At 58.6% G+C, this 24,026-nt stretch carries 25 protein-coding genes and 1 pseudogene; 5 read left to right on the forward strand and 21 right to left on the reverse strand.

Going from position 1 to position 24,026, the window contains the following annotated elements; genetic code table 11:
• The first annotated feature begins 28 nt into the window (after window positions 1-28).
• Window positions 29-511 (forward strand): hypothetical protein, encoded by a 483-nt coding sequence (locus AC3WRD_RS11820; protein WP_096822491.1) that lies wholly within the window; start codon window positions 29-31, stop codon window positions 509-511.
• Here AC3WRD_RS11820 and hemN read toward each other — a convergent pair.
• The 17 genes from hemN to ccoN (AC3WRD_RS11905) all read right to left on the reverse strand — a co-directional run bounded on the left by hemN (window position 508) and on the right by ccoN (AC3WRD_RS11905) (window position 15,955).
• Window positions 508-1,890, reverse strand: coding sequence for an oxygen-independent coproporphyrinogen III oxidase (gene hemN, locus AC3WRD_RS11825; protein WP_102622558.1), 1,383 nt, complete (start codon window positions 1,888-1,890; stop codon window positions 508-510). The two genes, AC3WRD_RS11820 and hemN, sit on opposite strands and share 4 nt — an antisense overlap.
• Window positions 1,891-1,975: 85 nt before the next feature.
• A complete protein-coding gene (locus tag AC3WRD_RS11830) occupies window positions 1,976-2,659 on the reverse strand; it encodes a sulfite exporter TauE/SafE family protein (RefSeq protein ID WP_039770036.1) in 684 nt (227 codons plus the stop codon).
• A complete protein-coding gene (ccoS, locus tag AC3WRD_RS11835) occupies window positions 2,652-2,864 on the reverse strand; it encodes a cbb3-type cytochrome oxidase assembly protein CcoS (protein ID WP_007951659.1) in 213 nt (70 codons plus the stop codon). The genes AC3WRD_RS11830 and ccoS overlap by 8 nt, the downstream gene beginning before the upstream one ends.
• A 22-nt stretch (window positions 2,865-2,886) precedes the next feature.
• Window positions 2,887-5,337: a heavy metal translocating P-type ATPase gene (locus AC3WRD_RS11840; protein WP_102622557.1), complete on the reverse strand. Its 2,451-nt coding sequence runs from the start codon at window positions 5,335-5,337 to the stop codon at window positions 2,887-2,889.
• A 318-nt stretch (window positions 5,338-5,655) separates the two neighbouring features.
• The gene (locus AC3WRD_RS11845; RefSeq protein ID WP_102622556.1) at window positions 5,656-6,195 is read right to left on the reverse strand and encodes a FixH family protein; all 540 of its coding nucleotides are present in this window, start codon (window positions 6,193-6,195) and stop codon (window positions 5,656-5,658) included.
• Between the two features lie 11 nt (window positions 6,196-6,206).
• Window positions 6,207-7,622 (reverse strand): cytochrome c oxidase accessory protein CcoG, encoded by a 1,416-nt coding sequence (gene ccoG / locus AC3WRD_RS11850; RefSeq protein ID WP_102622555.1) that lies wholly within the window; start codon window positions 7,620-7,622, stop codon window positions 6,207-6,209.
• Window positions 7,623-7,885: 263 nt separating this feature from the next.
• Window positions 7,886-8,074, reverse strand: a complete 189-nt coding sequence (locus AC3WRD_RS11855; protein WP_102622554.1) for a hypothetical protein — start codon at window positions 8,072-8,074, stop codon at window positions 7,886-7,888.
• Between the two features lie 149 nt (window positions 8,075-8,223).
• Window positions 8,224-8,631, reverse strand: a complete 408-nt coding sequence (locus AC3WRD_RS11860) for a type II toxin-antitoxin system VapC family toxin (protein ID WP_102622553.1) — start codon at window positions 8,629-8,631, stop codon at window positions 8,224-8,226.
• Window positions 8,632-8,886: a type II toxin-antitoxin system Phd/YefM family antitoxin gene (locus tag AC3WRD_RS11865; RefSeq protein WP_173861403.1), complete on the reverse strand. Its 255-nt coding sequence runs from the start codon at window positions 8,884-8,886 to the stop codon at window positions 8,632-8,634.
• Between the two features lie 171 nt (window positions 8,887-9,057).
• The gene (gene ccoP / locus AC3WRD_RS11870; protein ID WP_096822486.1) at window positions 9,058-10,041 is read right to left on the reverse strand and encodes a cytochrome-c oxidase, cbb3-type subunit III; all 984 of its coding nucleotides are present in this window, start codon (window positions 10,039-10,041) and stop codon (window positions 9,058-9,060) included.
• Window positions 10,038-10,223 (reverse strand): CcoQ/FixQ family Cbb3-type cytochrome c oxidase assembly chaperone, encoded by a 186-nt coding sequence (locus tag AC3WRD_RS11875; protein WP_003175465.1) that lies wholly within the window; start codon window positions 10,221-10,223, stop codon window positions 10,038-10,040. The genes ccoP (AC3WRD_RS11870) and AC3WRD_RS11875 overlap by 4 nt, the downstream gene beginning before the upstream one ends.
• Before the next feature lie 5 nt (window positions 10,224-10,228).
• Window positions 10,229-10,837 carry a cytochrome-c oxidase, cbb3-type subunit II gene (gene ccoO / locus AC3WRD_RS11880; protein ID WP_007905434.1) on the reverse strand — a complete coding sequence of 203 codons (609 nt, stop codon included), beginning with the start codon at window positions 10,835-10,837 and terminating at the stop codon, window positions 10,229-10,231.
• Entirely contained in the window at window positions 10,837-12,279 is a 1,443-nt protein-coding gene (ccoN, locus tag AC3WRD_RS11885) for a cytochrome-c oxidase, cbb3-type subunit I (protein WP_085711942.1), read from the reverse strand. Before ccoN (AC3WRD_RS11885) ends, ccoO (AC3WRD_RS11880) begins: the two co-directional genes overlap by 1 nt.
• A 481-nt stretch (window positions 12,280-12,760) precedes the next feature.
• Window positions 12,761-13,714: a cytochrome-c oxidase, cbb3-type subunit III gene (gene ccoP, locus AC3WRD_RS11890; protein ID WP_102622551.1), complete on the reverse strand. Its 954-nt coding sequence runs from the start codon at window positions 13,712-13,714 to the stop codon at window positions 12,761-12,763.
• On the reverse strand, window positions 13,711-13,908 hold the full coding sequence (locus AC3WRD_RS11895) for a cbb3-type cytochrome oxidase subunit 3 (protein ID WP_007960354.1): 198 nt from the start codon (window positions 13,906-13,908) through the stop codon (window positions 13,711-13,713). The genes ccoP (AC3WRD_RS11890) and AC3WRD_RS11895 overlap by 4 nt, the downstream gene beginning before the upstream one ends.
• A gap of 3 nt (window positions 13,909-13,911) precedes the next feature.
• Entirely contained in the window at window positions 13,912-14,520 is a 609-nt protein-coding gene (ccoO, locus tag AC3WRD_RS11900; protein ID WP_007960355.1) for a cytochrome-c oxidase, cbb3-type subunit II, read from the reverse strand.
• 10 nt (window positions 14,521-14,530) lie between these two features.
• Window positions 14,531-15,955, reverse strand: a complete 1,425-nt coding sequence (gene ccoN / locus AC3WRD_RS11905; protein ID WP_007960356.1) for a cytochrome-c oxidase, cbb3-type subunit I — start codon at window positions 15,953-15,955, stop codon at window positions 14,531-14,533.
• A gap of 95 nt (window positions 15,956-16,050) precedes the next feature.
• Between ccoN (AC3WRD_RS11905) and AC3WRD_RS11910 the strand changes: the two genes are divergently transcribed.
• Entirely contained in the window at window positions 16,051-16,728 is a 678-nt protein-coding gene (locus AC3WRD_RS11910) for an alpha/beta family hydrolase (RefSeq protein ID WP_102622550.1), read from the forward strand.
• 463 nt (window positions 16,729-17,191) lie between these two features.
• Here AC3WRD_RS11910 and AC3WRD_RS11915 read toward each other — a convergent pair whose 3' ends face one another.
• The 4 genes from AC3WRD_RS11915 to AC3WRD_RS11930 all read right to left on the reverse strand — a co-directional run bounded on the left by AC3WRD_RS11915 (window position 17,192) and on the right by AC3WRD_RS11930 (window position 21,794).
• The gene (locus tag AC3WRD_RS11915) at window positions 17,192-18,001 is read right to left on the reverse strand and encodes a hypothetical protein (RefSeq protein WP_102650875.1); all 810 of its coding nucleotides are present in this window, start codon (window positions 17,999-18,001) and stop codon (window positions 17,192-17,194) included.
• 103 nt (window positions 18,002-18,104) lie between these two features.
• A complete protein-coding gene (locus tag AC3WRD_RS11920) occupies window positions 18,105-20,102 on the reverse strand; it encodes a DUF3732 domain-containing protein (RefSeq protein ID WP_102622804.1) in 1,998 nt (665 codons plus the stop codon).
• Window positions 20,086-20,592, reverse strand: a complete 507-nt coding sequence (locus tag AC3WRD_RS11925) for a three component ABC system middle component (RefSeq protein ID WP_102622803.1) — start codon at window positions 20,590-20,592, stop codon at window positions 20,086-20,088. The genes AC3WRD_RS11920 and AC3WRD_RS11925 overlap by 17 nt, the downstream gene beginning before the upstream one ends.
• On the reverse strand, window positions 20,589-21,794 hold the full coding sequence (locus tag AC3WRD_RS11930) for an ABC-three component system protein (RefSeq protein WP_102622802.1): 1,206 nt from the start codon (window positions 21,792-21,794) through the stop codon (window positions 20,589-20,591). Before AC3WRD_RS11930 ends, AC3WRD_RS11925 begins: the two co-directional genes overlap by 4 nt.
• Window positions 21,795-22,181: 387 nt before the next feature.
• Between AC3WRD_RS11930 and AC3WRD_RS11935 the strand changes: the two are divergent.
• The 3 genes and pseudogenes from AC3WRD_RS11935 to AC3WRD_RS11945 form a co-directional block, all read left to right on the forward strand.
• A pseudogene (locus AC3WRD_RS11935) lies at window positions 22,182-22,508 on the forward strand (integrase core domain-containing protein); the annotation flags it as partial.
• A 431-nt stretch (window positions 22,509-22,939) separates the two neighbouring features.
• The gene (locus AC3WRD_RS11940) at window positions 22,940-23,305 is read left to right on the forward strand and encodes a DUF6124 family protein (protein WP_102668465.1); all 366 of its coding nucleotides are present in this window, start codon (window positions 22,940-22,942) and stop codon (window positions 23,303-23,305) included.
• 87 nt (window positions 23,306-23,392) lie between these two features.
• Window positions 23,393-23,752, forward strand: coding sequence for a DUF6124 family protein (locus tag AC3WRD_RS11945; RefSeq protein WP_102621941.1), 360 nt, complete (start codon window positions 23,393-23,395; stop codon window positions 23,750-23,752).
• Window positions 23,753-24,026: the final 274 nt, after the last annotated feature.

The raw sequence follows: 24,026 nt of genomic DNA on the forward strand, positions 1-24,026 counted from the left end.
ATCTGACGGCATGCAAGGAACCGCTTCGATGACTGCTATTGGTACGCTGACCCCCGGTAACAGTGGCGTTGCGTCGTTGCTGGAAAGTGCTGAAACCTCCGTTGACGATGAGTCCGGCACAGACGCGGCATTGTTGGGAACCCCGACCTTGGTCGAGGGCGTCAAAGTGTCGCTGTCCGGTGCCGCCATTGCAAAATCCGCCGGTGTCGGCGGGAAAAACAGCGATATCGATGAAAGCGGCTTGCCGGAAAACGTCCAGCAATTGCTGAAGATGATTCGCAAGTTGCGCCAGCAGATCGCCGAAAAGAACGCCCAGATCAACGCGCTGATGGCCAACAAGACCCTCTCCAACGAAGAGCGATTCGCCAAGATCGCTGCCCTCAAAGGCGCCATTTCTGCCCTCAACAACGGTCTCATTACCGCCAATCTGTCCCTGGCCAAGGTCATCGATCAATCGGGCCTGACCGCGGACCAGAACCTGAAAACCAATACCTTGCTGATGAAAAGCTAGATCACCCGCGAAAACCGCTGGCGATTCTGCTGTTCCAGATACGCATCGAACACCATGCACACTGACCGCACCAGCAGGCGCCCGGCCGGCAGCACATTGATCCGTTCGCGATCCAGTTCGATCAGCCCATCCTTTGCCATGCCCTGCAACTGTGGCCAGAGCGCGCCGAAGTAACCCTGAAAATCGATGTTGAAGCTGCGCTCGATCTCGGCGAAATCCAGGCTGAAATTGCAGATCAGTTGCTGAATCACCGCGCGACGCAGGCGATCGTCGGCGTTGCACACCAGGCCACGGCTGGTGGCCAGTTGCGCGCCAGCCAGGGTGTTCTGGTATTGATTGAGGTCGCTGCTGTTCTGGCAGTACAGATCGCCGATCTGGCTGATGGCCGACACGCCCAGACCGATCAGGTCGCAATGACCGTGGGTGGTGTAGCCCTGGAAGTTGCGTTGCAGGGTCGATTCTTCCTGGGCAATCGCCAGTTCATCGTCGGGCAGGGCGAAGTGGTCCATGCCGATGTAGCGATAGCCGGCGGCGGTCAGTTGTTCGATGGTGCGTTGCAGCATTTCCAGTTTCTGCGTCGGGCTCGGCAGTTCGTTGCCGTTGATCCGCCGCTGCGGCATGAAGCGTTCCGGCAGGTGCGCGTAGTTGAACACCGACAGCCGGTCCGGTTGCAGGCTGATGACTTCCTCGACGGTGCGGGCGAAGTTGTCCGGGGTCTGCTTGGGCAAACCGTAGATCAGGTCGATGTTGATCGAGCGAAATTGCAGGGTGCGCGCCGCGTCGATCACCGCGCGGGTTTCTTCCAGACTTTGCAGGCGATTGACTGCGCGTTGCACCGCCGGGTCGAGATCCTGCAGACCGATGCTGACCCGGTTGAAGCCCAGCTCACGCAGCAGGCCCATGGTCGACCAGTCGGCTTCGCGCGGGTCGATCTCAATGCCGTAATCGCCAGAATCGTCATCCAGCAGATTGAAATGTTTGCGCAGGTGCGCCATCAACTGCCGCAATTCGTCGTGGCTGAGAAAGGTCGGGGTGCCGCCGCCGAAGTGCAGTTGTTCGACTTTCTGCGCCGGGTCGAGGTGGCAGGCGATCAGCTGGATTTCCTGTTCGAGCCGTTGCAGGTACGGCAGGGCGCGGCCGCGATCCTTGGTGATGACCTTGTTGCAGGCGCAGTAGTAGCAGATGTTCGCGCAGAACGGCACGTGCACGTACAGCGACAATGGGCGCAGGGCCTTGCGGCTATCGCGCAGGGCATGGAACAGGTCGAAGGTGCCGACCTGACTGTTGAATTGCACGGCCGTCGGATACGAGGTGTAGCGCGGCCCCGCCAGGTCGTAGCGGCGGATCAAATCGGTGTCCCAACGAATGGCGTCGAGCATGCGGGCATTCCCCCGGATAGGCTGGCAGTGTGAGCGAGTCTAGGGGAGGGCGCGGCGGGGCATCTTGATTTGCATCAAGCCTGGATCAGTGGCCCATCAGCCAGTGCTGGTGCGGCCCCGGCAGGGTCCAGATGCCGAACAGGATCACCAGCAATCCACCAGCCATGCGCACGCTGCGTTTGCGCAACAGCGCTGTGACCCGCTCGGCCGCGAGGCCGGTCGCCAGCAATACCGGCCAGGTGCCGAGCCCGAAGGCGAGCATTAGCAAGGCACTGTCCAGTGCATTGCCCTGGCTGGCCGACCACAGCAACGTGCTGTAAACCAGCCCGCACGGCAGCCAGCCCCACAGCGCGCCGAGCAGCAGCGCCCGGGGCAGACTCGACACCGGCAGCAGACGATTGGCGACAGGTTGAATGTAACGCCACAGTCCGCGACCCAGGCTTTCGATGCGGGTCAGGCCGCTCCACCAGCCCGCCAGGTACAAGCCCATGGCGATCAGCAGCAACCCGGCGAGCACGCGCATGAACAACGCCGCAGGACTGTTGGCGACGGCCCAGCCGGCCAGCCCGATCAGCAGTCCCGCAGTGGCATAGCTGAGGATTCGTCCGAGATTGTAGGCCAGCAGCAATCGAAAGCGTCGGCTGCGTTGTTCCTTGGGAATCGCCAAGGTCAGCGCGCCCATCAAGCCGCCACACATGCCCAGGCAATGTCCGCCGCCGAGCAGGCCGAGAATCAACGCAGACACCAACAGCGGCGCCAGTTCAAGCATGGGGCGGCGCCTTGTCGTCCGGTTTGGCCGGGTTGGCTTCGTCCACCGCAGCGGTGTGGTTCGGGTCCTGGTCGTCGAACAGGATGCTGTGGGCGGGGCCGTCGAGGTCGTCGTACTGGCCGCTGTCCACCGCCCAGAAGAAGATGTAGACGGCGATGGCCACGATCAGCAGCGCGGCCGGGATCATCACGTAGAGAGCTGGCATCTGTACTCCATGCCCGCGCGGCTCAGGCCGGCAGCGGGCGGGTTTCTGACGAGGCGCTGACGGCCGGCGCACTCGGCAGGCGAGTCAGGCGCAGGGCGTTGAGCACCACGGTCAGCGAACTGATCGACATGCCGACGGCGGCCCACACCGGAGTGATCCAGCCGAGGGCGGCGAACGGCAACATGAGGCCATTGTACAGCGCGGCCCACAACAGGTTCTCGATGATCACCCGCCGTGTGCGGCGGGCGAGCGAGAAGGCTTGCACCAAGGCGTCGAGGCGGTTGGACAGCAGCACCGCGTCGGCACTGGTTTTCGCAAGATCAGTGGCCGAGCCCATGGCCACGCTGATGTCCGCGGCCGCCAATACCGGCACGTCGTTGACCCCGTCACCGAGCATCAACACCTTGCGACCGGCCTTGTGCAGTTGTTGCAGCACTTGCAGCTTGTCGTCCGGGCGCAAACCGCCCCGGGCCTCGTCGATGCCCAGTTCGGCTGCGACACTGGCGACCATCGGCGAACTGTCGCCCGACAACAGCAGCGTGTGCCAGCCGCGCGCCTTGCACGCAGCGAGCAGGGCCGGGGCGTCGGCGCGCAGGCGATCATCAAGGACGAACCAGGCCAGCGGCCCCTGATCGTCACCGAGCAACAACCATTGGCCCGGTTCATCGGGCATCGACGGCACAGGCGCGCCGCTCAGATCGCAGACAAAATCGGCCTGACCGATACGCAAGCGCTGTGTTCCGACCAATCCTTCAAGCCCCAGCCCCGGCGTGCTGTGAACTTCTTCGGCGGCCAGCGGCGCCCGGCCAAAAGCCCGGGCAATCGGGTGTTCCGAGCGGTTTTCCAGCGCGGCGGCCAGGCTCAGGCATTGATCGCTGTCGAGGGCGCCAAGCGGGCGGATCGAGCGCAGCACCAGTCGGCCTTCGGTGAGGGTGCCGGTCTTGTCGAAGATCACCGTGTCGATCTGGTTCAGACCTTCCAGCACATGACCGCGGGTCAGCAGCAGGCCGAGTTTGTGCAGGGTGCCGGTGGCGGCGGTGAGGGCGGTCGGCGTCGCCAGAGACAGCGCGCACGGGCAGGTCGCCACCAGCATGGCGAGGACGATCCAGAACGCCCGCGACGAATCCAGTTCCCACCACAGCAGACCGATGGCGGCCGCCGCGATCAGCGACAGCAACAGGAACCACTGCGCGGCACGGTCGGCGATTTCCGCCAGCCGAGGTTTTTCCGCCTGGGCGCGATCCAGCAGGCGGACGATGGCCGACAGCCGCGTGTCCTGACCCAACGCCTGCACTTCGACGGTCAGCGCACCTTCCACATTCAGCGTGCCGGCGGTGACTGCATCGCCCAATGTGCGCGGCTGTGGCAGGTATTCGCCGGTCAGCAGCGACTCATCAATACTCGACTGGCCGTCGAGGATCTTGCCGTCCGCCGGCAGCACAGAACCCGGTTGAACCAGCACCCGGTCACCGAGGCGCAGTTCGCTGAGCAGGATCCGCTCGCTCTGGCCGGCGGCGTCGAGGCGCAGGCACGAAGCCGGCAATAGATTGACCAGTTGCGCGGTGGCAGCGGCGGTGCGTTCCCGGGCGCGGCGTTCCAGATAGCGCCCGGCCAACAGGAACAGGGCGAACATGCCCACCGCATCGAAATAAAGCTCGCCGACCCCGGTGATCGAGGTCCAGATCCCGGCGACATAAGCCGCACCGATCGCCAGCGATACCGAGACGTCCATGGTCAGGTGGCGAGTGCGCAAGTCGCGCATGGCACCTTTGAAAAACGGCGCGCAGCTGTAGAACACAATCGGCGTGGTGAGGAACAGCGCGACCCAGCGCAGGATGGTGTGCAATTCCGGGCTGAGGTCGATGTTGAATTCCGGCCATGTCGCCATGGTCGCCATCATCGCCTGAAACCACAGCAGCCCGGCGACCCCGAGTTGGCGCAGCGCGAGGCGGTTTTCGCTGGCCAGTTGTTCGCTGGCGCGGTCGGCCTGATACGGGTGCGCGGCGTAGCCGATGTGACGCAGTTCGCCGAGGATCTGGCTCAGCGGCAATTGGGCGTCAGCCCAGCGCACATGAAGGCGATGGTTGGACAGATTCAGCCGCGCCTCGGCCACGGCGGGCAGGGTGCGCAGGTGTTTCTCGATCAGCCAGCCGCAGGCGGCGCAACTGATGCCTTCCATCAACAGCGTGGTCTCGGCCAGTTCACCTTCGTGGCGCACGAAAGGTTGCTGCACGTCGGCGCGGTCGTACAGCTCAAGCTCATCGACCAGTTGCACCGGCAGCGCTTCGGGGTTGGCCGAGGCTTCGCTGCGGTGCTGGTAATAACTTTCCAGCCCGCCAGCGACGATGGCTTCGGCCACGGCCTGACAGCCGGGGCAGCAGAACTCGCGGGACTTCCCGAGCACGATGGCGGTGAAGCGACTGCCCGAAGGGACGGGCAGGGCGCAGTGGTAGCAGGTGATGGGGGTGGTCATGGCATTGTCGAAGGGGTGAGCCCTTTTTTTCGGGTTGTCCGCTTGCCCTCACCCCAGCCCTCTCCCGGAGGGAGAGGGAGCCGATCGGTGGAGGCCGGATTAATGGGTTCAGTCAGCGTTATCGTCACTGGCATACATCGATTATGCAAACACCCGAGATCAGTGCCCTCTCCAGGGAGAGGGAGCCGATCGGTATAGGCCGGAAAAATGTGTTCAGTCAGCGCTATCGGCACTGGTGTACATCGAATTTATAAACACCCGAGATCAGTTCCCTCTCCTGGGGGAGAGGGCTAGGGTGAGGGGGCACTTGCAGGCTGTTTACTTCTTCAAATCCTCAGCACCCTGCAGCGGTTCATCACCCAGCAACAAATCCTTGTCATGGCTGACCACTTCTTCTTCGAACATCCGCCACACGTGATCGTCCTGCGAACCCAGCAGTTCCACAAAGCGCCGGCCTTCGATCTTGTCGCTCAACTGGCCAATGTAGCGGCCGGTTTCGGTTTCACTGCGGGTCAGGACAATCTTGCGATCCTTGTCCGGCTGGGTCGGCGAGATCAGGTTCAGCTCAAGGGTCTTCGGCTGGCTGTTGCCGCTCAACCGCAGATCGACTTCACCGGTGACGTCATCCAGATGCACGGCAGCGCGCATCTTCAGGTTCTGCGCCAGCAGCTCACGATCCAGCGAACGGTTGATGCCTTTGCCGGCCTCGTAGTAGTTGTCGTTGACCAGGTTGTCCGGGTTGTTCACCGCGATGGTCACCATGGACAGCGTCAGGGTCACTGAACAGGCCAGAATCCCGATGATGATCCATGGCCAAAGGTGCTTGTACCAAGGACTTGCGGCGTTTGCTGCGGGCATGTTCAGTTCTCTCAACGATTTTGTGGGCCGATGAACCGGCTCTTGGCTTCTACGTGGACGCTGTCGTCATCGGCATCCTTGAGGATGAATTTCACCTCGTTGGTGCTCGACGGCAGTTGTTCGGGCGCGCTCGACAGCTCGACCGGCATGCTGAAGATTTCCCCGGCCGGCACCTTGATCTCGCGCTTGCCTTGCAGGCGCAGATCCGGCAAGCCAGCGGCTTCCAGCAGGTAGGTGTGGTCGCGCTGATCCTTGTTCATGATCTTCAGGCTGTAGACGTTTTCGATCCGGCCTTCGGCGTTTTCGCGATAAAGCACGCGGTCCTTGCTGACGTCGAAACCCACCAGCGAACGCATGAAGAATGCCGTCACCAAGAGACTGATCATCGCCAGCAGCACCACGGCATAGCCGATCAGGCGTGGACGCAGTTTATGGGTCTTCTGGCCGGACAGGTTGTGTTCGGTGGTGTAGCTGATCAGCCCGCGCGGGTAATCCATCTTGTCCATGATGCTGTCGCAGGCGTCGATGCACGCGGCGCAGCCGATGCACTCGATCTGCAGGCCGTCGCGGATGTCGATGCCGGTCGGGCAGACCTGGACGCACATGGTGCAGTCGATGCAGTCGCCCAGGCCCTGGGCCTTGTAGTCGACACCTTTCTTGCGCGGGCCACGGCTTTCGCCGCGACGCGGGTCGTAGGAGACGATCAGGGTGTCCTTGTCGAACATCACGCTCTGGAAGCGCGCATACGGACACATGTAGATGCACACCTGCTCACGCAGCCAACCGGCGTTGCCGTACGTGGCGAGGGTGAAGAAACCGACCCAGAAATACGACCAGCCATCGGCCTGGCCGGTGAAGAACTCGAACACCAGTTCGCGGATCGGCGAGAAGTAGCCGACGAAGGTCATGCCGGTGACGAAACCGATCAGCAGCCACAGTGCGTGCTTGGCGAATTTACGCAGGAACTTGTTGGCGCTCATCGGCGCCTTGTCGAGCTTGATGCGCTGGTTGCGGTCGCCTTCGGTGACCTTCTCGCACCACATGAAAATCCACGTCCACACGCTTTGCGGGCAGGTGTAACCACACCAGACCCTGCCGGCATACACGGTGATGAAGAACAGGCCGAACGCCGCAATGATCAACAGCCCGGAAAGCAGAATGAAATCCTGCGGCCAGAACGTGGCGCCGAAAATGAAGAACTTGCGTTCCGGCAGGTTCCACCACACGGCCTGATGGCCGCCCCAGTTCAGCCACACCGTACCGAAATACAGCAGGAACAGCGCCGCGCCGCCCATCATCCGCAGATTGCGGAACAGGCCGGTGAAAGCACGGGTGTAGATTTTTTCTCGAGAGGCGTAAAGGTCGACGCTGTTGTTCGCGTTCTTGTTGGGGGGCGTGACGTCGTGTACCGGAATCTGATTACTCATCATTGCATCCCACGGCAGTGGAAAAATGCCTCGGTCGATACGTGCCGGCCGGGGTCAAAAAGGGGTGTTGCGGTGGCGCAATGATACGCCTGTCACGCCGACGAACGGGTGCGACCTTTGGTCGCGTTGGGGGAAAATCATGAATGGTGTAGCGAATGTAACAAAGCATGATGCAGATCAATTGACTATAGACGATGGCTGCTGCTGAGATCGCGACGGCTTTCTGTAGAAGCGCAGGCATTGCCGTCGCTTTTATCAGTCGGTCACGGCAAGCGGCCGCCGCCAAGGCTGTCGATCCCGCCGGTGCTGCGTTTTCTGTCGGCGCCGGCTTCGCTCACGACGGATCGCGCTTGTCGTCTCAGGTTGGCGCTGTCGTTCGCATCATTTTGTGACGTTTGTTCGCCAGCCTGGATCGTCTGATCAGTTTCCAGATTCTGATGTTGTTCTGTCATTGCATAGCTTCCTTGCCAGATGAGTCGTGAAGTCTTCATGTACAGCACAACGGCTGCAGGGGGACGTTATCGCTTGCCAGCAAATGTGCCCATCGAATTTCAATTGCGAGATGTGAAGCTGCGATGCTTCCTGCTGAGGTACGGGCCTTTCAGTCCCACGGATTGATGAGCGCAACGCCACTGGATTCAAAATCGGCGACATTGCGGGTGACCACCGTCAGCCCATGTACCAATGCCGTCGCGGCGATCAAGGCATCGCTTTCATTGGCCTGATCCGGCACATGAAGGCGGGCGCAGCGCAGGGCGACGGCGGCATCGACTGGCAGGATTCGCGCATCGAAGGCCGGCATCACATGACGCTTGAGCCAGGTGCGCAAAACCTTTCCCTGAGCCGGATCGCGACGCTCCATGCGGAGCACCCCGGTCTCCAGTTCCTTCAAGGTAATGGCCGAAATAAACATACGAGGGGCAATGACAGATCTGGCCCAGGCGACAACGTTCTTGTCGGCCTGGGGTTTGCGCAGTTCAGAAATCACATTGGTGTCGAGCAAATACATTCAGGACAGATCCACGGGGCGGTGAGTGATCACGGAACGCTCGGTTTCGAACTCGATGTCTGCCGCTTCAGGCATGACCAGCAGATCGACGATGCTCGCGTTGAGGCCGGTGAGTTTTTCGTACTCCTCAATGCTTAGCAGTACGTGGGCGGGCTTGCCACGATCAGTGATGATTACCGGCCCGTTGCGTGTGGCTTTTTTGGCACTGCTTGTGTCCTGATTGAATTCGCGGCTGGAAATGGTGGTGATGGCCATCATTGCGACCTCTCCTGAAGAAGATTTGTAGCAACGTTACTACCGCGTGCGATCCCCCACAACCTGGAAAGCCTGTCGAGCGCAACCACTGGTCGGCCCATCAAAGGCCAGAAACAAAAAGGCCCCGCCAATTCTCATTGGCGGGGCCTTTTTTTGCTTCAAGCGTTGGCCTTACTGCGCCTCGGCTTCCGCTGGTTTTTCACCATGGGACAGGCTGTAAACATACGCCGCCAGCAGGTGAACCTTGTCGTTGCCTTGCAGTTGTTCCTGGGCAGGCATCTGGCCCTGACGGCCGTAACGGATGGTCTGCTGCAGTTGCGCGAAGCTCGAACCGTAGATGAACGCGGCCGGGTGGGTCAGGTTGGGTGCGCCCATCGCCGGGGTGCCTTTACCTTCCGGACCGTGGCAGGCCACGCAGTTGGTCGCGAACAGTTTCTGGCCGGCAACCGGGTCAGCCTTGGTGCCTTCCGGCAGCTTGCGGCCATCGAGGTTGGTCAGCACGAATGCTGCCACATCGGCTACGCCTTGCTCACCAATGACTTCAGCCCAGGCTGGCATCACGGCGTGACGACCGCCCATGATGGTGGTCTTGATGGTTTCCGGCTCGCCGCCCCAGCGCCAATCGGCGTCGGTCAGGTTAGGGAAACCATAAGCGCCCTTGGCGTCGGAACCGTGGCAGACCGAGCAGTTGGAGGCGAACAGACGGCCGCCCATCTTCAGGGCTTGCGGATCCTTGGCCACTTCTTCAATCGGCATGGCCGCGAACTTGGCGAAGATCGGACCGAACTTGGCGTCCGAGCGAGCCATTTCCTTTTCCCACTCGTGAACGCCGGTCCAGCCGGTCTGGCCGTTGGCGAACGCGGTCTGCTTGTCGTTATCGAGGTAGTTGTAGCCCGGCAGCAGACCTTTCCAGTTGCCCAGGCCCGGGTACAGCACCAGATAACCCAGAGCGAACACGATGGTGCCCACGAACAGCATGAACCACCATTTCGGCAGCGGGTTGTCGTACTCCTCGATCCCGTCGAAGGAGTGGCCGACCGTCTCGTCGGTCTGCTCGGCGCGCTGACCCTTGCGGGTCGACAGCAACAGCCAGGTCAGGGAAAAGATCGTACCGAGACTGAGGACTGTGACGTACAGACTCCAGAATGTAGTCATTCTTTGTTACTCCTAGAAGCTTGCTCGACGTGCTTGATGGCTTCGGGATCATCCGCGAAGGGCAGCAAGGTCGCGTCTTCAAACTCCGACTTGCGCTTGGGGCTGAACACCCACAACGCCAGACCGATGAAGGCAACCATCACGACAACGGTGCCCAGGCCTCGAATCATCCCGATATCCATCCAGATCACCGTTTGCTTTTGATGATGGTGCCCAGGCCTTGCAGATAGGCCACCAGCGCGTCCATTTCGGTTTTACCCTTCACAGCGTCTTTTGCACCGGCAATGTCTTCGTCGGTGTAAGGGACGCCGAGCGTGCGCAACACTTCCATTTTCTTGGCCGTGTCTTTGCCGTCGAGCTTGTTTTCCACGAGGAACGGGTAAGCCGGCATTTTCGACTCAGGCACTACGTTGCGCGGGTTGTACAAGTGCGCACGCTGCCAGTCATCGGAGTAACGACCGCCGACACGGGCCAGGTCCGGGCCGGTACGTTTGGAACCCCACAGGAACGGGTGATCCCAGACGCTTTCACCGGCGACCGAGTAGTGGCCGTAGCGTTCGGTTTCGGCACGGAACGGACGGATCATCTGCGAGTGGCAGCCGACACAGCCGTTGGCGATGTAAACGTCGCGGCCTTCCAGTTCAAGGGCGGTGCGCGGCTTCATGCCTTCGACCGGCTTGTTGGTGACGTCCTGGAAAAACAGCGGAACGATTTGGGTCAGGCCACCGACGCTGACGGCGATGACCATGAAGAAGGCCAGCAGGCCAATATTCTTCTCGACAGCTTCATGCTTCATCAGTGAGCTCCAACTACGGCGATCTTGGCGGCGGCTTCAGCTTCAGCCGGGTCCGAGGCGCGAACGGTGCGCCACACGTTGTAGGCCATCAGGAACATGCCGCTGGCGAAGAACGCACCGCCCAGGGCACGAACGATGTAGCCAGGGTGGCTGGCCTGCAGCGCTTCAACGAACGAGTAGGTGAGGGTGCCGTCGTCGTTGATTGCACGCCACATCAGGCCTTGAGTGATGCCGTTGACCCACATCGAAGCGATGTACAGCACGGTACCGATGGTCGCGAGCCAGAAGTGCGCGTTGATCAGACCGACGCTGTGCATCTGCGCGCGGCCGAACAGTTTCGGGATCATGTGGTAGATCGCGCCGATCGAGATCATTGCCACCCAGCCGAGTGCGCCAGCGTGTACGTGGCCGATGGTCCAGTCGGTGTAGTGCGAGAGCGAGTTGACGGTCTTGATCGCCATCATCGGACCTTCGAAGGTCGACATGCCGTAGAACGCCAGCGATACCACGAGGAAACGCAGGATCGGGTCGGTGCGCAGCTTATGCCAGGCGCCCGACAGGGTCATCATGCCGTTGATCATGCCGCCCCAGCTTGGTGCCAGCAGGATGATCGACATCGCCATGCCCAGCGATTGCGCCCAGTCCGGCAGCGCGGTGTAGTGCAGGTGGTGCGGGCCGGCCCAGATGTACAGGGTGATCAGCGCCCAGAAGTGCACGATCGACAGGCGATAGGAGTAGATCGGACGTTCGGCCTGTTTCGGCACGAAGTAGTACATCATCCCCAGGAAGCCGGTGGTCAGGAAGAAGCCCACGGCGTTGTGGCCGTACCACCACTGGATCATCGCGTCGGTCGCACCGGCGTAGGCCGAGTAGGACTTGAAGAAGCTGACCGGCAGCGAGGCGTGGTTGACGATGTGCAGCATCGCGGTCACGACGATGAACGCGCCGTAGAACCAGTTACCCACGTAGATGTGCTTGGTCTTGCGCTTGGTGATGGTGCCGAAGAACACCAGACCGTAGGTGACCCAGACAATGGCCAGCAAAATGGCGAGGGGCCATTCCAGTTCCGCGTATTCCTTGGTGGTGGTGTAACCCAGCGGCAAGGTAATGATTGCGCCGACGATGACCGCTTGCCATCCCCAGAAGGTGAAGGCTGCGAGGCTGTCGGAAATCAGTCGCGTCTGGCAGGTTCGCTGCACGACATAGTAGGAAGTGGCAAACAGTGCACAACCACCGAAGGCGAAAATCACCAGGTTTGTGTGCAACGGGCGCAGGCGTCCAAAGCTCGTCCACGGCAGGCCGAAGTTCAACTCCGGCCAGACCAGTTGCGAGGCGATGAAGACACCGAGCCCCATGCCAAGGATCCCCCAGACCACCGTCATGATGGCGAACTGGCGGACTACCTTATAGTTATAAGCAGTCGGACTGATTGCTGTGCTCATTCTAAGGTTCCACGGTTTGGGTGTTTTATTAGGATTAAAATCGGCCGCAAGTATGTAGAAAGCAGGGGGTCAATGCAACGCGCCATGACCTGGGTCAATGCTTTCCAACGCTGATTCTGCGGCCTTTCCATGCGCCGCGTAAGGACAAAATTGCCCTCGGGCAAAATGTCGCAGCGAACAAAAAAAGTGAGGGGTCCAGGTCGGATGTAACGGGGTGTGTTCGAACGCTCGGTTCGGGTGACGGACGGTAATCGGCACGACAGCCGGTATCTACCGGCCTTTGCGGCCATGTCAGTCAGCCGATTCGTTCAACGCCTCGCTCAGGGTCGACCTGGAACCGGCACGGGCCAGTCCGCATCGAGCAAGCGTAGACCCGAATCCGGGTAACCGAAAGGAGAGGGGGTGAAGGGGTGCGACAATGCGTCGCAAAGGGACTGGAAACTGCCGCACTGGAAACGTGCGGCAGTGTTGTACGCAATGATTACTTTTTATTGTCCTCAGTAATCAGTTTTTCTGTATTCAATCCATGGCTCAAGCTGTACACATAAGCCGCCAGCAATTGCACTTTATCGTTACCCAGCAGCTCGTTCTGAGCTGGCATGTGGCCCTGACGACCATGGCGAATGGTCTGTTCAAGTTGGGTCAGGCTGGTGCCATAGATGAATCCGGCCGGGTGCGTCAGATTCGGCGCACCCATGGCTTCAGTGCCCTGGCCGGTTGCCCCATGACAGGCTACGCACATGGTGCTGAACGTTTGCTGTCCCGCTTGCAGGTCGGCCTTGTTGTCCGCCGGCAGTGGCAGCCCGGCCAGTTCGTGACGCACGTACGCCGCGACGTTCTTCACCCCGGCCTCACCGAGCGACTCGCCCCAGGCCGGCATCGCCGCGATCCGGCCACCCATGATGGTGGTCTTGATCGTCTCGGCACTGCCGCCCCAACGCCAGTCTTGGTCGGCCAGGTTAGGGAAGCCGAACGCGCCCTTGGCATCCGAACCGTGGCACACCGAGCAGTTCGACGCGAACAGACGGCCGCCCATTTTCAGCGCCTGCGGATCCTTCGCCACTTCTTCCACCGGCATCGCGGCGAATTTGGCGAAGATCGGCCCGAACTTGGCGTCAGCCTTGCTCATTTCCTTTTCCCACTCGTGGACGCCGGTCCAGCCGTCCTCGTAGCCGGGCAGGATGCCTTTCCAGTTACCGAGGCCCGGGTAAAGGATCAGATAGCCCACGGAAAACACCAGCGTGCCGGCGAACAGCATGAACCACCACTGCGGCAGCGGGTTGTCGTACTCCTCGATGCCGTCGAAGCTGTGGCCCATGGTCTGGTCGACGCTGCCCTTGGTCTCGCCCCGACGGGTGCCGACCAGCAGCCAGGTCAGGCCGATCAGGCTGCCGATGGTCAGTACGCAGATCCACGTACTCCAGAAGGTGGTCATGGCCGGGTACTCCTTGTTTCATTAGCTTGGGTAGTGTCGGGTTGCGGCTCGTCGGCAAACGGCAGCAGGCGCGCTTCGGCGAATTCCGGCGTGCGCTTGCGGTTGAACACCCAGAGGGTCAGGCCGACGAAGGCCACGAACACCACGACCGTGCCGAGGCCGCGTATCAGCCCCGCGCTCATTTCAAAGACCATGGCTCACCTCTTGCTCTTGATCGCAGTGCCAAGCACCTGCAGGTAGGAGACGAGGGCGTCCATTTCGGTCTTGCCCTTGAGGCTGGCCACCGCGCCGCTGATGTCGTCGTCGGTGTACGGCACGCCGAGGGTGCGCATGACCTTGAGCTTGGTTTCGGTGTGGCTGCTGTCGACCGGTTGGGTGACCAGCCATGGGTAGGCCGGCATTTTCGATTCCGGTACGACGTTGCGCGGGTTGTACAAGTGCGCACGGTGCCAGTCATCCGAGTAACGCGCGCCAACCCGGGCCAGGTCCGGACCGGTACGCTTGGAGCCCCACAGGAACGGGTGATCCCACACGCTTTCACCGGCCACCGAGTAGTGGCCGTAGCGTTCGGTTTCGGCGCGGAACGGACGGATCATCTGCGAGTGGCAACCGACGCAGCCTTCGCGGATGTAGATGTCGCGGCCTTCCAGTTGCAGCGCGGTATAGGGCTTCATGCCTTCCACCGGTTTGTTGGTCACGTCCTGGAAGAACAGCGGGACGATCTGGGTCAGGCCGCCGATGCTCACGGCGAACACCATCAGCAGCATCAGCAGGCCGACGTTCTTTTCAATCGTTTCGTGTTTCATGGCGGACTCCTCAGGCCATCTGCGCGGCAGCAACGACGTCAGCAGGCTGCGAGGCCCGCACGGTGCGCCAGGTGTTGTAAGCCATCAGGAACATGCCGCTGAGGAAGATCGCCCCGCCAATCAGCCGCACGACGAAGCCTGGGTGGCTGGCCACCAGGGTTTCGACGAAGGAGTAGGTCAGCGTGCCGTCCTCGTTCACCGCACGCCACATCAGGCCTTGTGCAATGCCGTTGACCCACATCGAGGCGATATAGAGCACGGTGCCGATGGTCGCGAGCCAGAAGTGCGCGTTGATCAGGCCGATGCTGTGCATCTGCTCTTTGCCGAAGATTTTCGGGATCATGTGGTACAGCGCGCCGATGGAAATCATCGCCACCCAGCCGAGCGCGCCGGCGTGAACGTGGCCGATGGTCCAGTCGGTGTAGTGGGAGAGGGCGTTCACCGTCTTGATCGCCATCATCGGACCTTCAAAGGTCGACATGCCGTAGAACGCCAGCGACACCACGAGGAAGCGCAGGATCGGGTCGCTGCGCAACTTATGCCAGGCGCCCGAGAGGGTCATCATGCCGTTGATCATGCCGCCCCAGCTCGGTGCCAGCAGTACCAGCGACATCACCATGCCCAGCGACTGCGCCCAGTCCGGCAGCGCGGTGTAGTGCAAGTGGTGCGGGCCGGCCCAGATGTACAGGGTGATCAGCGCCCAGAAGTGCACGATCGACAGACGATACGAATACACCGGACGTTCGGCCTGTTTCGGCACGAAGTAGTACATCATCCCGAGGAAACCGGCGGTGAGGAAAAAGCCTACGGCGTTGTGGCCGTACCACCATTGCACCATCGCGTCGGTCGCGCCGGCGTACACCGAGTAGGACTTGGTGAAACTCACCGGCAACTCAAGGTTGTTGACGATGTGCAGGATCGCCACGGTGATGATGAACGCGCCGAAGAACCAGTTGCCCACATAAATGTGCTTGGTCTTGCGCTGCATGATCGTGCCGAAGAACACGATGGCGTAGGCGACCCAGACGATGGTGATCAGGATGTCGATCGGCCATTCCAGCTCGGCGTATTCCTTGGAGCTGGTGTAGCCCAGCGGCAGGCTGATGGCCGCCAGCAGGATCACCAGTTGCCAGCCCCAGAAGCAGAACGCGGCGATTTTCGGCGCAAACAATTGCGTCTGGCAGGTGCGCTGCACCGAGTAGAACGAACTGGCGAACAAGGCACAGCCGCCGAACGCGAAGATCACCGCGTTGGTGTGCAGCGGGCGCAGGCGTCCGAAGCTGGTCCACGGCAGGTTGAAGTTGAGTTCGGGCCAGACCAATTGAGCCGCGAGAAAAACCCCGAGCCCCATGCCGACGATGCCCCACACCACCGTCATAATGGCGAATTGGCGGACCACCTTGTAGTTGTAGGCGGTACTGATAGAAGTGTTCATGGTTCCCCATCCACGGTTCAGCCGAAGTGAGCGCGCGCAGAAAACGCCGCGAATCCTTCGCCTGGAGTTATAGGCAGACTAAAAGCGAGGCAAGCATGGACAAACAGCACAAGGCCAGTATTGACGGGGATCAATGGGCGCAGTGCCTGCGGGATCACGGGTGGCTTTGGGATGCCGCTGTTGGCGAGGCTTCGGCGACGCTCATTCTTGCCCATGGTGCCGGGGCGCCGATGGATAGCGAGTGGATGACGGATATGGCTGGGCGCCTTGCCGGGCTTGGTATCAACGTGTTGCGGTTTGAGTTTCCTTATATGGCGCAGCGGCGGGTTGATGGCAGTAAACGCCCGCCGAATCCGGCGCCGAAGTTGTTGGAATGTTGGCGTGAGGTTTATGGCTTGGTGCGACTTCATGTCGCTGGGGTTTTGGCGGTTGGCGGGAAGTCGATGGGGGGGCGGATGGCCAGTCTTCTTGCCGATGAGCTTGGCGCTGATGCTTTGGTTTGCCTGGGTTATCCGTTTTATGCGGTTGGGAAACCGGAGAAACCACGGGTTGAGCATTTGGCTGGGTTGAAGACTCGGACGCTGATTGTGCAAGGCGAGCGGGATGCGTTGGGGAATCGGGACGCTGTCGAGGCTTACGATCTATCGCCGAGTATTGAGGTGTTTTGGTTGGCCTCTGGGGATCATGATTTGAAGCCGCTCAAGGTTTCCGGGTTTACGCATGAGCAGCATTTGGCTTCGGCGGCGGAGAGGGTTGCCGGGTTTCTTCGGTGAGGCTTTTTTTGGGAGGGGCATATCCGGACCCGGTACGAGCCTGTGACTAACGCTCGATTGGCCGTGGAACCACAGTGAATTGGGTTCTTCAGGTTTCAAGTTATCAATGATGCCTACGAAGTCTACGAGCGTCCTAGCAGTTTAGGTTTTCACATTAGCCTCTTAGAATTTCGATTTTCGGATATGCCATCCAATGCTACACGAGCAGCTCTGTAGCGCTTGACCTATGCCAATGTGGGACTAGGGGAGGGGTACACAAAGCCTGTCATGAAAGCAACGCGCTTTGCGCGACCGCAATCTGGGAGGCATTGGTGCTCTGTCGCGCCTGACTTCTTTACGAATCTAGGCTACCAGTGCTTTCGCAACAACTTCAGAGCTCGCCGGATTTTGCACGGTGATCAGTTGGCATTTTCAATACAAAGCGCGACTGGTGCTCTTATGACGGCTTAGGGAGGGTGGCGAATTAAAATCGGCATGCATAAAGCATGTTGTTGGATATTCCTTTGCACGCTCCAAATTTCAGGTACAGGTTTCGAAACTCCTCAACGAAGTCGCTGCATTTTTTGTTGAGTTGGTCAATTGCCTCTAAGTCGCTTTTTAAGTTGCAGAACCATTTGGAGTTTGGTTCATAAGAAGGGTGGATGTGGATCGGATAAAGACCCTTGGTGTGAATGCACTCATTCTTTTCTGAGTCTAGATGTATAAGATCTATTTGTTTGTTAAATTTAATCGCCCTTCTGTAGCTCATTACGAAAAGAGGGTCTCCATGTGCGATTGTGTTTCTTATCGGCTTCAGTGTTTCGAAGATGTCCCAAAATTTCAAGGATTTTAGTTTGATCTCACCATTTGTGAGCTCTTGAATTTTGCTGGCTGCTTCAAAGCCATCTGAAAAATTTATTTGGTCTGAGAAATATTTTTCTCGATATTCTTGATGCGAAAGCAAATGAGTTAGACACCAAAATGTTGTGACTATCATGCTCTCAATTAACGCCACATGTTTGACTAGAATCAGCTCATTCTGAAGCTTTGCAAGCGACTCAATGATTCTTAGGGGCTGAGTATTGTTAAATTTTTCTAGATTTATTTCATGCAGAGCATCCCAGTCTTGCTGGCTTTGCGCCATGCTTTCTCTTTCAGTTAATTTTCTTTCGCTCTCGCTAGCCTGAGTGTTGTACTCAGTGAGGTCTCTTTTATGGTTTTTTATTAGTGAAGCTATCACGTCGCTCAATCTTTTTAGTTCGTTTCTCACATGATTTATGCGCATTAGTGACATATGGGTTCCTTTGCCAAGATGTTCTTTATTTTACTCTAAAGGCTACTGATTTGATCAACACCTAAGCCAGTTGTGCCCGAGCAGTACAACTGGCCATGTGTACTTACACTAAGTCATTGTGACGGTGGATCCAGTGGGCAGGGATGAGCCCGTCGTCCTTACTCTGCCACGCCGCTACGGGCACGGTGTCAGCCACCTGTCCCCAGATGTCCGGGCCCGCATGTTCAAGGACAATGATCTGGATGAAATGACCTGCACGCTTGAGGCCTTCCGCCAATACTTCGAAGATTCGGCGCGTGGCAACGACATCCGCTGGCCGGGTTTGATTCACGGCTTCGAAACCCGCATCCAATGCGTTGATGCCACCGGTATTGCTTGGGAAATAGACCTGGCTCGGCTGGTCTATCACGATGAAGCTGAAAGGTGGGAGCTTGCGATTCTCTTCCTTCGACAGATATTCATGAATGCCGAGGAATGTCGCGATGTGATACCCCATCCAGTTCGCACCACTGCCGATTTCCCAGAGGTAATCTCGCTGGCCGTGAGAATCGAAGCGAAGCGTGAGCTCTTTCCTGTCCAGATAAATCTCAGCGCCAGGCGTTCCGTTCAGGCCGAACTGATCCGCATAGTCCTCGAACATCGGGGCCAGCTGGGCATCCACCTTCCGCTCTTGCTCAGCCATGTCGGTCAAGGACATCTGGAAGTTGTAATGCCGAATCAGGCCTTCCAGCTCGGTCATGCGCTTGGTCAGACCTTCGTCAGCTTCTGAGCCATCCAGTTGTTTGATCAGCCGGCTGATCTCGCCCGCCACGTAGTAGATCTGGCCAATGACATTACGTGTGCGCTCATCCTCTTGGATCAAGCGAGCCTGCTCTCGCATCAAACGAGACAGCTCACGTTCCTCCTTGGCACGCTGCCGTTTCAGCGTTGCCAGTTGCTTGTCGACGACGGGGTTGTCCTTGAGCGCGTCCGAAATCCGGGTAACCTTGTTGATCTTCTCTTCCAGGTTCTCGATCACCATAGGCAAGGCGTTGGTGAACGAGCCGCAGGCCACGCAGTGCCCACCATCAGAGACGCTCTGCTTGAGCCAGTCGAGCCCAATGACATGGGACTTCTCAGTATCAATCGCCGCGACGAACCGCTTGCTGTTACGCGCCAGGTGGTCGAAGCCATCGATCTGGGCATCAAATTCGTCAACGATACGTTGTTGTTTCCCGACTTCCTCGATGGCCACCTTCAGCTTTTCTGAGATATGCAGTCGTTGAGGCTCCAGCAGTGTCTGCTCAAGCCGCCCTTCATGGGTAGCGATGACTACCTTCTTGAGCCGTTCTACTTTCTGAGCACCTTGGGTGCTTGTGCGCTCAAGCAAGCCCAGCTGAATGCAACGATCAAACAGTTGGTCGACGTCAGCGTAATGGCTCGCCTTGGCCGCATCGTGGACTGCTAGCTGTTTACGTAACCGATCCTGCTCGCGCTGCGCTTCATCGCGACGCCGCTCATTCATGATGTAGTTTGCATCCACCATGCCGAGCGCGTAGGGCATAGCCCGCGTCAGGCGCTCCTTGTGAGCAAATGAGTCCGTTTTGAAGAACAGGGTGTTTGGGTTTGCGACGATGTGCTGAGGCAGGAAGTTGAACGCCGCCATGTCGCGATAGGAGCTGCGGCGATCGAAGCTGGACGGCTCCTCCTCATCGGAGTGGGGAAGATCACTGACCCGAACCATGCCATCAAAGGCGGCTTTGTACTGCACTAAGGAGTGTGTACGGTAAACGGAGTCTGGGATCTGTTCATCGTCGGCTTCCAGCATGCAAAGCTCGTTGGAGCCTTGGGAGTTTCCTGGAGTGCGTCGCGCTACGATGTAGGTTGTGTTGAGTAGACTGATTTTCATCCCGAACCACTCGACCGTGTCGCGGATGATGCCGATTGGGATCTGGCATTTGGTCGCGCCCAGCACATAGTCAATGATGTGAACAATTGATGACTTGCCGGTGCCGCTCAGCCCGTAAATGATGTTGATCTTCCCGTCTTGAAAGGGAATGACTCGTGGCTCCAAGCCAGGGCAGCGAGGCCAAAGGATGACTGCGTCAATCGTGAATTTCATTGGGAATCCCAAATAAGGCTTTGTACAGGTTTTCTGTCGTGTCGGTGGCAAACCACTTCGCCAGTTTCTCAGTGGTCTGCAGCATGGCCGCGGGCATGGTGTTCTTGATGCCTCGTGGCCAACGATCGACCAGAACTTGGAAGCTGGTCTCACTTCCCTTGGAGCCGATCTTTCCAACCAGACGCGAAGAGATGGCGAGATTGAGCCCTTGTAGGGTGGTAGCCGCATGGGCGGACACCCTTTGCTGCAGATCAATTTTCAACAGCGGGGTCTCCCTGAGCACTGCACCCAGCGTGGAGCGGCTGGTGCGCTTGCTCAACGCATCGCGTGAGCGCTGATTCCACACCAGCGGCAGCACCAGCATCAGTTTCGGTAGATCCGGGGTTTGCCCAAGCCCTGCCTCTTGGTATTCGCCTATGAAGTGCGTCAGGAGAAAGCAGGCCAATGACGAGTTGTGGATCAATTGATGATCCAGATACGCCTCACTCATGACTCATCCTCCGAGCCCGGAGCGTCACGGTGCCAATGGATGGGCGAATGTGTTTCATCGGCGTTGGCCATCCGGTGATAGGTGCCGCTGAACAGGTACTGAGCCGTGGAGTTTATCCGTCCCACCTTCATCGGAAAGGTTTCTGGAAACAAGGTTCTGGTCATCACAGCTCTGTAATCAGCAGTGCCGTAGTCATCCAACGACGTCATGTTGTCCAACTGGTGGCGGTCGTTGATCGCCTCCCAGCGGTCACTGAGCACACGCTCAGCCAAATCAAAGTCCTTGGCCAGAACTCCACCTGATTCCAGAAGGCGGATGCGCTCAGAGTAGGCGGCACAGTAGAAGCCGAATTGCTTCATCAGCAGACTTTTCGGCATGTTGATTTTATTGAGCTGCTCCACGAACAGCATGTCCGCGGGGTCGATCTTCTCGGCCCAGTGTGCGAACTCGGTTTTCTCGAAGGGTAGAGGTTCCCAAGGGCCATTCATGAACGCTTCAACGAGCGTTTGACGCTTGTTGTAGTATGGTTGAGCAGTCGTCCAGAAAGGCTTTTGGGCGACCCAGGTCTCTTGGCAACGGTCGAACAAGAAACCGACCAGACCATGGTAGATGTCCTCAGCATTCGCCACTGCATCCTCGGGGAGGTGAAGGGTTGCGATCACGCGCTGCTTCATCTGGGCATTGAGCTGGCCGTCCTCAATGGACATGTGCTCGATCAGAAATGCCAAGTCGGCGTCCGAGTAGGCGATGACATCCCGAGCGATCTCGCCAGGCTTACCTGTCATGCCGCCGGCATGTGTTCGAAGCGCAACCACTGCGTCTGCCACATCTTGCCTTGAAAGAGCATCAGAAAGCCGCATGGCCAGCGTGCCTTTCTTAAGCACGCGGTTCGTGACGAGGAGAAACTGCAACTCCTCGTGTTCCTTCCTAGCAGCCGCTAACCCGTTCAACCAGATGCGGAGCGTCTTCCACAGGTTTTTACTGCTGTCTTGCAGTGGGTTTTTGCGAGGCTGGACAGAAAGCTTCGCTTGTTCTGACACACGCCGAGAACCTGTCGCTGTCTGGCTGATCTCTTCAACATCATCAGCAGTTTCAATGCCAAATCTGGTCTGCGCGTTGGGTGCGGTGAAGATGCGGTACAGCGCGCGTTCGTACTGGTAACCATAGCCCGCTGCGCTGGGGCTAGCATCTGGATCTTTCATCCTACTATCTCTCAGTCCATACCCTTGTAACGGCGGGGCCGAGCCCCTCCATTCCTCTTTCCATGGCGCAACGGGTAAAGGAATGTACCGGCGAAGATGTCATTTGGCCATAGCTTTGAGGGCATTCGATGGACGGATGTGAAGCGGCGCGTTGTTTGAAGCCCTCAACTGAGACCGCTGTGGCTGTGCAGCTTTCCGCAATTTGGACACTTCGACTGGGTTCGGCTGATTGAAGTTGTGACCTCGTTGGCCCACTAGGGCAATTGGTTCTCCCAACAGCCGCGAATTTAAAGACCCCGGCGAGGGTGGAATGAGCATCCCAGCAGTTGCCTCCTCTTCGACCTTGTCTCCAAAAAATCGCCGGGCCACTTTGGCTTGCCCCGCCTCGAAATCCGTGGCAGTCCAAGAGGCATCCTGTTTCACAGCGATCAGGGAAGCCAATACGACAGCCGCAGCTTTCGGCAGCGACTGCGGATGACTCAAACCATGAGCAGACGGGAACCTGCTACGACAACTCACCGATGGAACGGCTGTTTTGTAGCCTGAAAACCGAATGGGTGCCGACGGTGGACTATATGACGACGGCGCTGGCGGAGCAGTACATAAGTCCATACTCATGCAGCGGTACAACTGGATACGGCCACATCAGTCAACGGTTTCGTGCCGCCGGCGGTTGCTGAAGAAAAACTCAATTCTGTGTCCGGGAATTGTTGACCACTACAGACACGTTTCAAAAAGTGAAAGCTCCCCCCCAGCCCGGCATTTCCAGAGAATAAACACGATCGCGTAACCACGTTTAAAGTACACGAACCGTTACGCCATAAGGGCTACAACACCTTGCGTCGTTGCCTACACGTACGCCAGAATCCGCCGGCTTACGCGGCTTGGAGAGGGCTATATCGTTTCCCTGTCACTGAAAAACAGTGATCGGGTTTGGTAGCCCGTTTTCTTGACAGCTGTGTGGCGTCACCTTATGCAGTCTCATTTTTTTGGCTGCGTTTTATATGGTGGCCATGCGTGGGGCTCCTTCGGGGGCGCCGGGGGTTTCTCTGTCTTGACCGGTCTACCAACCCACGTGTGGCCGCCACCCTTCGTTTGGTAGCGAAAGTGACGGCTCTTCAATTCTTTCAAGATAGAGAGTCCGTATGTTCAAAATTACGCCAAACCCGCCAGAAACCGATTCAATCCCCTACGACGCCGCACTCGAAGCCGAAAACATAAAAACGGCCACCGAGCGGGCGATCAATCATTACCTCGATCCTGGCGCACAGAAGACGTCCAAGCCATCACGCAAGCCGGGCAAGATCTATCTGGTCAATCCAACAATGGATGACGAAACGCTGCTGGTCGAAGCGTGCGAAACGCTGTCGTCGGCCAGTGACATGGCCCGGGATCTCGGCAACACCGTCGATCCGTCGCAGCGCAAGGCGATGCAGATTCTGCAGCAGGTCATCATGCTGAGTGAGCTGCTGGTCAATCGAGTGCTGGATAACCATCACGTCGCGCGGTAATTGCCGCCTCGGTGAGGGGCTTGTCCCCTCACTGCCTGGCAGCCGTCTATAAAAATCCTCAAGCGACTCTTTCCGGAGTTCCAGCTGATGTCCAAGACCGTCATTCCACCGTTAGAAGATCCGGTGTCCCCGTACGAATTTCCCGATTCAAGAAAACTCCACGACGCCGCCGAACGCGCGCTCGACTATTACCTGACCCCCGCAGCCCAGATCATGGCCACGCCCTACACACCAAACGACATATTCATGGTCAACCCGCAAACCGACACGGAGTCCTTGCTGGCCAACGCCTGCGAATCCCTCGCGTCAGCCACGGTCATGCTCGGTGACTTTGCCGGCCTGCTGGAAGGGCCGAACCGCAAGACCCTGTTGGGTATTGCGCAAGTCGTGATGTTGGGCGAGCTGGCGGTGAATCAGGCGTTGGATAACCTCGTGCCGAAGGAGTAAGCGGCACAAAAAACCGGAAGCGTTTGGCTTCCGGTTTTTTCGTGGATATCAAAAGGTCACAGCCCGCCAGTGATCACGAATTTATCGAACGCTTTCTGTCCATCACGTGCCGCTCGCCGCACATCAAGGAGTGTCAGTTCACCCCGGACTTCCTTTCTCACAGGTTTGTCGGTCGTCAGCATCGGATTCTGCTTAGGTGATGTATTCATTCTGGCTAGCCCGTGTGAATAGGTTCGGACGACAAAGTAGAGCCGGGCTTCATCGCGTGCCAGTC

This window comes from Pseudomonas sp. FW215-R2, assembly GCF_058789255.1.

Coding starts and splice junctions, on each gene's coding strand:
- AC3WRD_RS11860 (WP_102622553.1), bottom strand. CDS start 8,631: ATGTATTTGCTCGACACCAATGTGATTTCTGAACTGCGCAAACCCCAG.
- AC3WRD_RS11830 (WP_039770036.1), bottom strand. CDS start 2,659: ATGCTTGAACTGGCGCCGCTGTTGGTGTCTGCGTTGATTCTCGGCCTG.
- AC3WRD_RS11930 (WP_102622802.1), bottom strand. CDS start 21,794: ATGAAAGATCCAGATGCTAGCCCCAGCGCAGCGGGCTATGGTTACCAG.
- AC3WRD_RS11915 (WP_102650875.1), bottom strand. CDS start 18,001: ATGTCACTAATGCGCATAAATCATGTGAGAAACGAACTAAAAAGATTG.
- AC3WRD_RS11940 (WP_102668465.1), top strand. CDS start 22,940: ATGTTCAAAATTACGCCAAACCCGCCAGAAACCGATTCAATCCCCTAC.
- AC3WRD_RS11925 (WP_102622803.1), bottom strand. CDS start 20,592: ATGAGTGAGGCGTATCTGGATCATCAATTGATCCACAACTCGTCATTG.
- AC3WRD_RS11910 (WP_102622550.1), top strand. CDS start 16,051: ATGGACAAACAGCACAAGGCCAGTATTGACGGGGATCAATGGGCGCAG.
- ccoO (WP_007960355.1), bottom strand. CDS start 14,520: ATGAAACACGAAACGATTGAAAAGAACGTCGGCCTGCTGATGCTGCTG.
- AC3WRD_RS11865 (WP_173861403.1), bottom strand. CDS start 8,886: ATGGCCATCACCACCATTTCCAGCCGCGAATTCAATCAGGACACAAGC.
- ccoN (WP_007960356.1), bottom strand. CDS start 15,955: ATGAACACTTCTATCAGTACCGCCTACAACTACAAGGTGGTCCGCCAA.
- AC3WRD_RS11840 (WP_102622557.1), bottom strand. CDS start 5,337: ATGACCACCCCCATCACCTGCTACCACTGCGCCCTGCCCGTCCCTTCG.
- AC3WRD_RS11820 (WP_096822491.1), top strand. CDS start 29: ATGACTGCTATTGGTACGCTGACCCCCGGTAACAGTGGCGTTGCGTCG.
- ccoG (WP_102622555.1), bottom strand. CDS start 7,622: ATGAGTAATCAGATTCCGGTACACGACGTCACGCCCCCCAACAAGAAC.
- ccoO (WP_007905434.1), bottom strand. CDS start 10,837: ATGAAGCATGAAGCTGTCGAGAAGAATATTGGCCTGCTGGCCTTCTTC.
- AC3WRD_RS11920 (WP_102622804.1), bottom strand. CDS start 20,102: ATGAAATTCACGATTGACGCAGTCATCCTTTGGCCTCGCTGCCCTGGC.
- AC3WRD_RS11855 (WP_102622554.1), bottom strand. CDS start 8,074: ATGACAGAACAACATCAGAATCTGGAAACTGATCAGACGATCCAGGCT.
- hemN (WP_102622558.1), bottom strand. CDS start 1,890: ATGCTCGACGCCATTCGTTGGGACACCGATTTGATCCGCCGCTACGAC.
- AC3WRD_RS11945 (WP_102621941.1), top strand. CDS start 23,393: ATGTCCAAGACCGTCATTCCACCGTTAGAAGATCCGGTGTCCCCGTAC.
- AC3WRD_RS11845 (WP_102622556.1), bottom strand. CDS start 6,195: ATGCCCGCAGCAAACGCCGCAAGTCCTTGGTACAAGCACCTTTGGCCA.
- AC3WRD_RS11875 (WP_003175465.1), bottom strand. CDS start 10,223: ATGGATATCGGGATGATTCGAGGCCTGGGCACCGTTGTCGTGATGGTT.
- ccoP (WP_096822486.1), bottom strand. CDS start 10,041: ATGACTACATTCTGGAGTCTGTACGTCACAGTCCTCAGTCTCGGTACG.
- AC3WRD_RS11895 (WP_007960354.1), bottom strand. CDS start 13,908: ATGGTCTTTGAAATGAGCGCGGGGCTGATACGCGGCCTCGGCACGGTC.
- ccoN (WP_085711942.1), bottom strand. CDS start 12,279: ATGAGCACAGCAATCAGTCCGACTGCTTATAACTATAAGGTAGTCCGC.
- ccoP (WP_102622551.1), bottom strand. CDS start 13,714: ATGACCACCTTCTGGAGTACGTGGATCTGCGTACTGACCATCGGCAGC.
- ccoS (WP_007951659.1), bottom strand. CDS start 2,864: ATGCCAGCTCTCTACGTGATGATCCCGGCCGCGCTGCTGATCGTGGCC.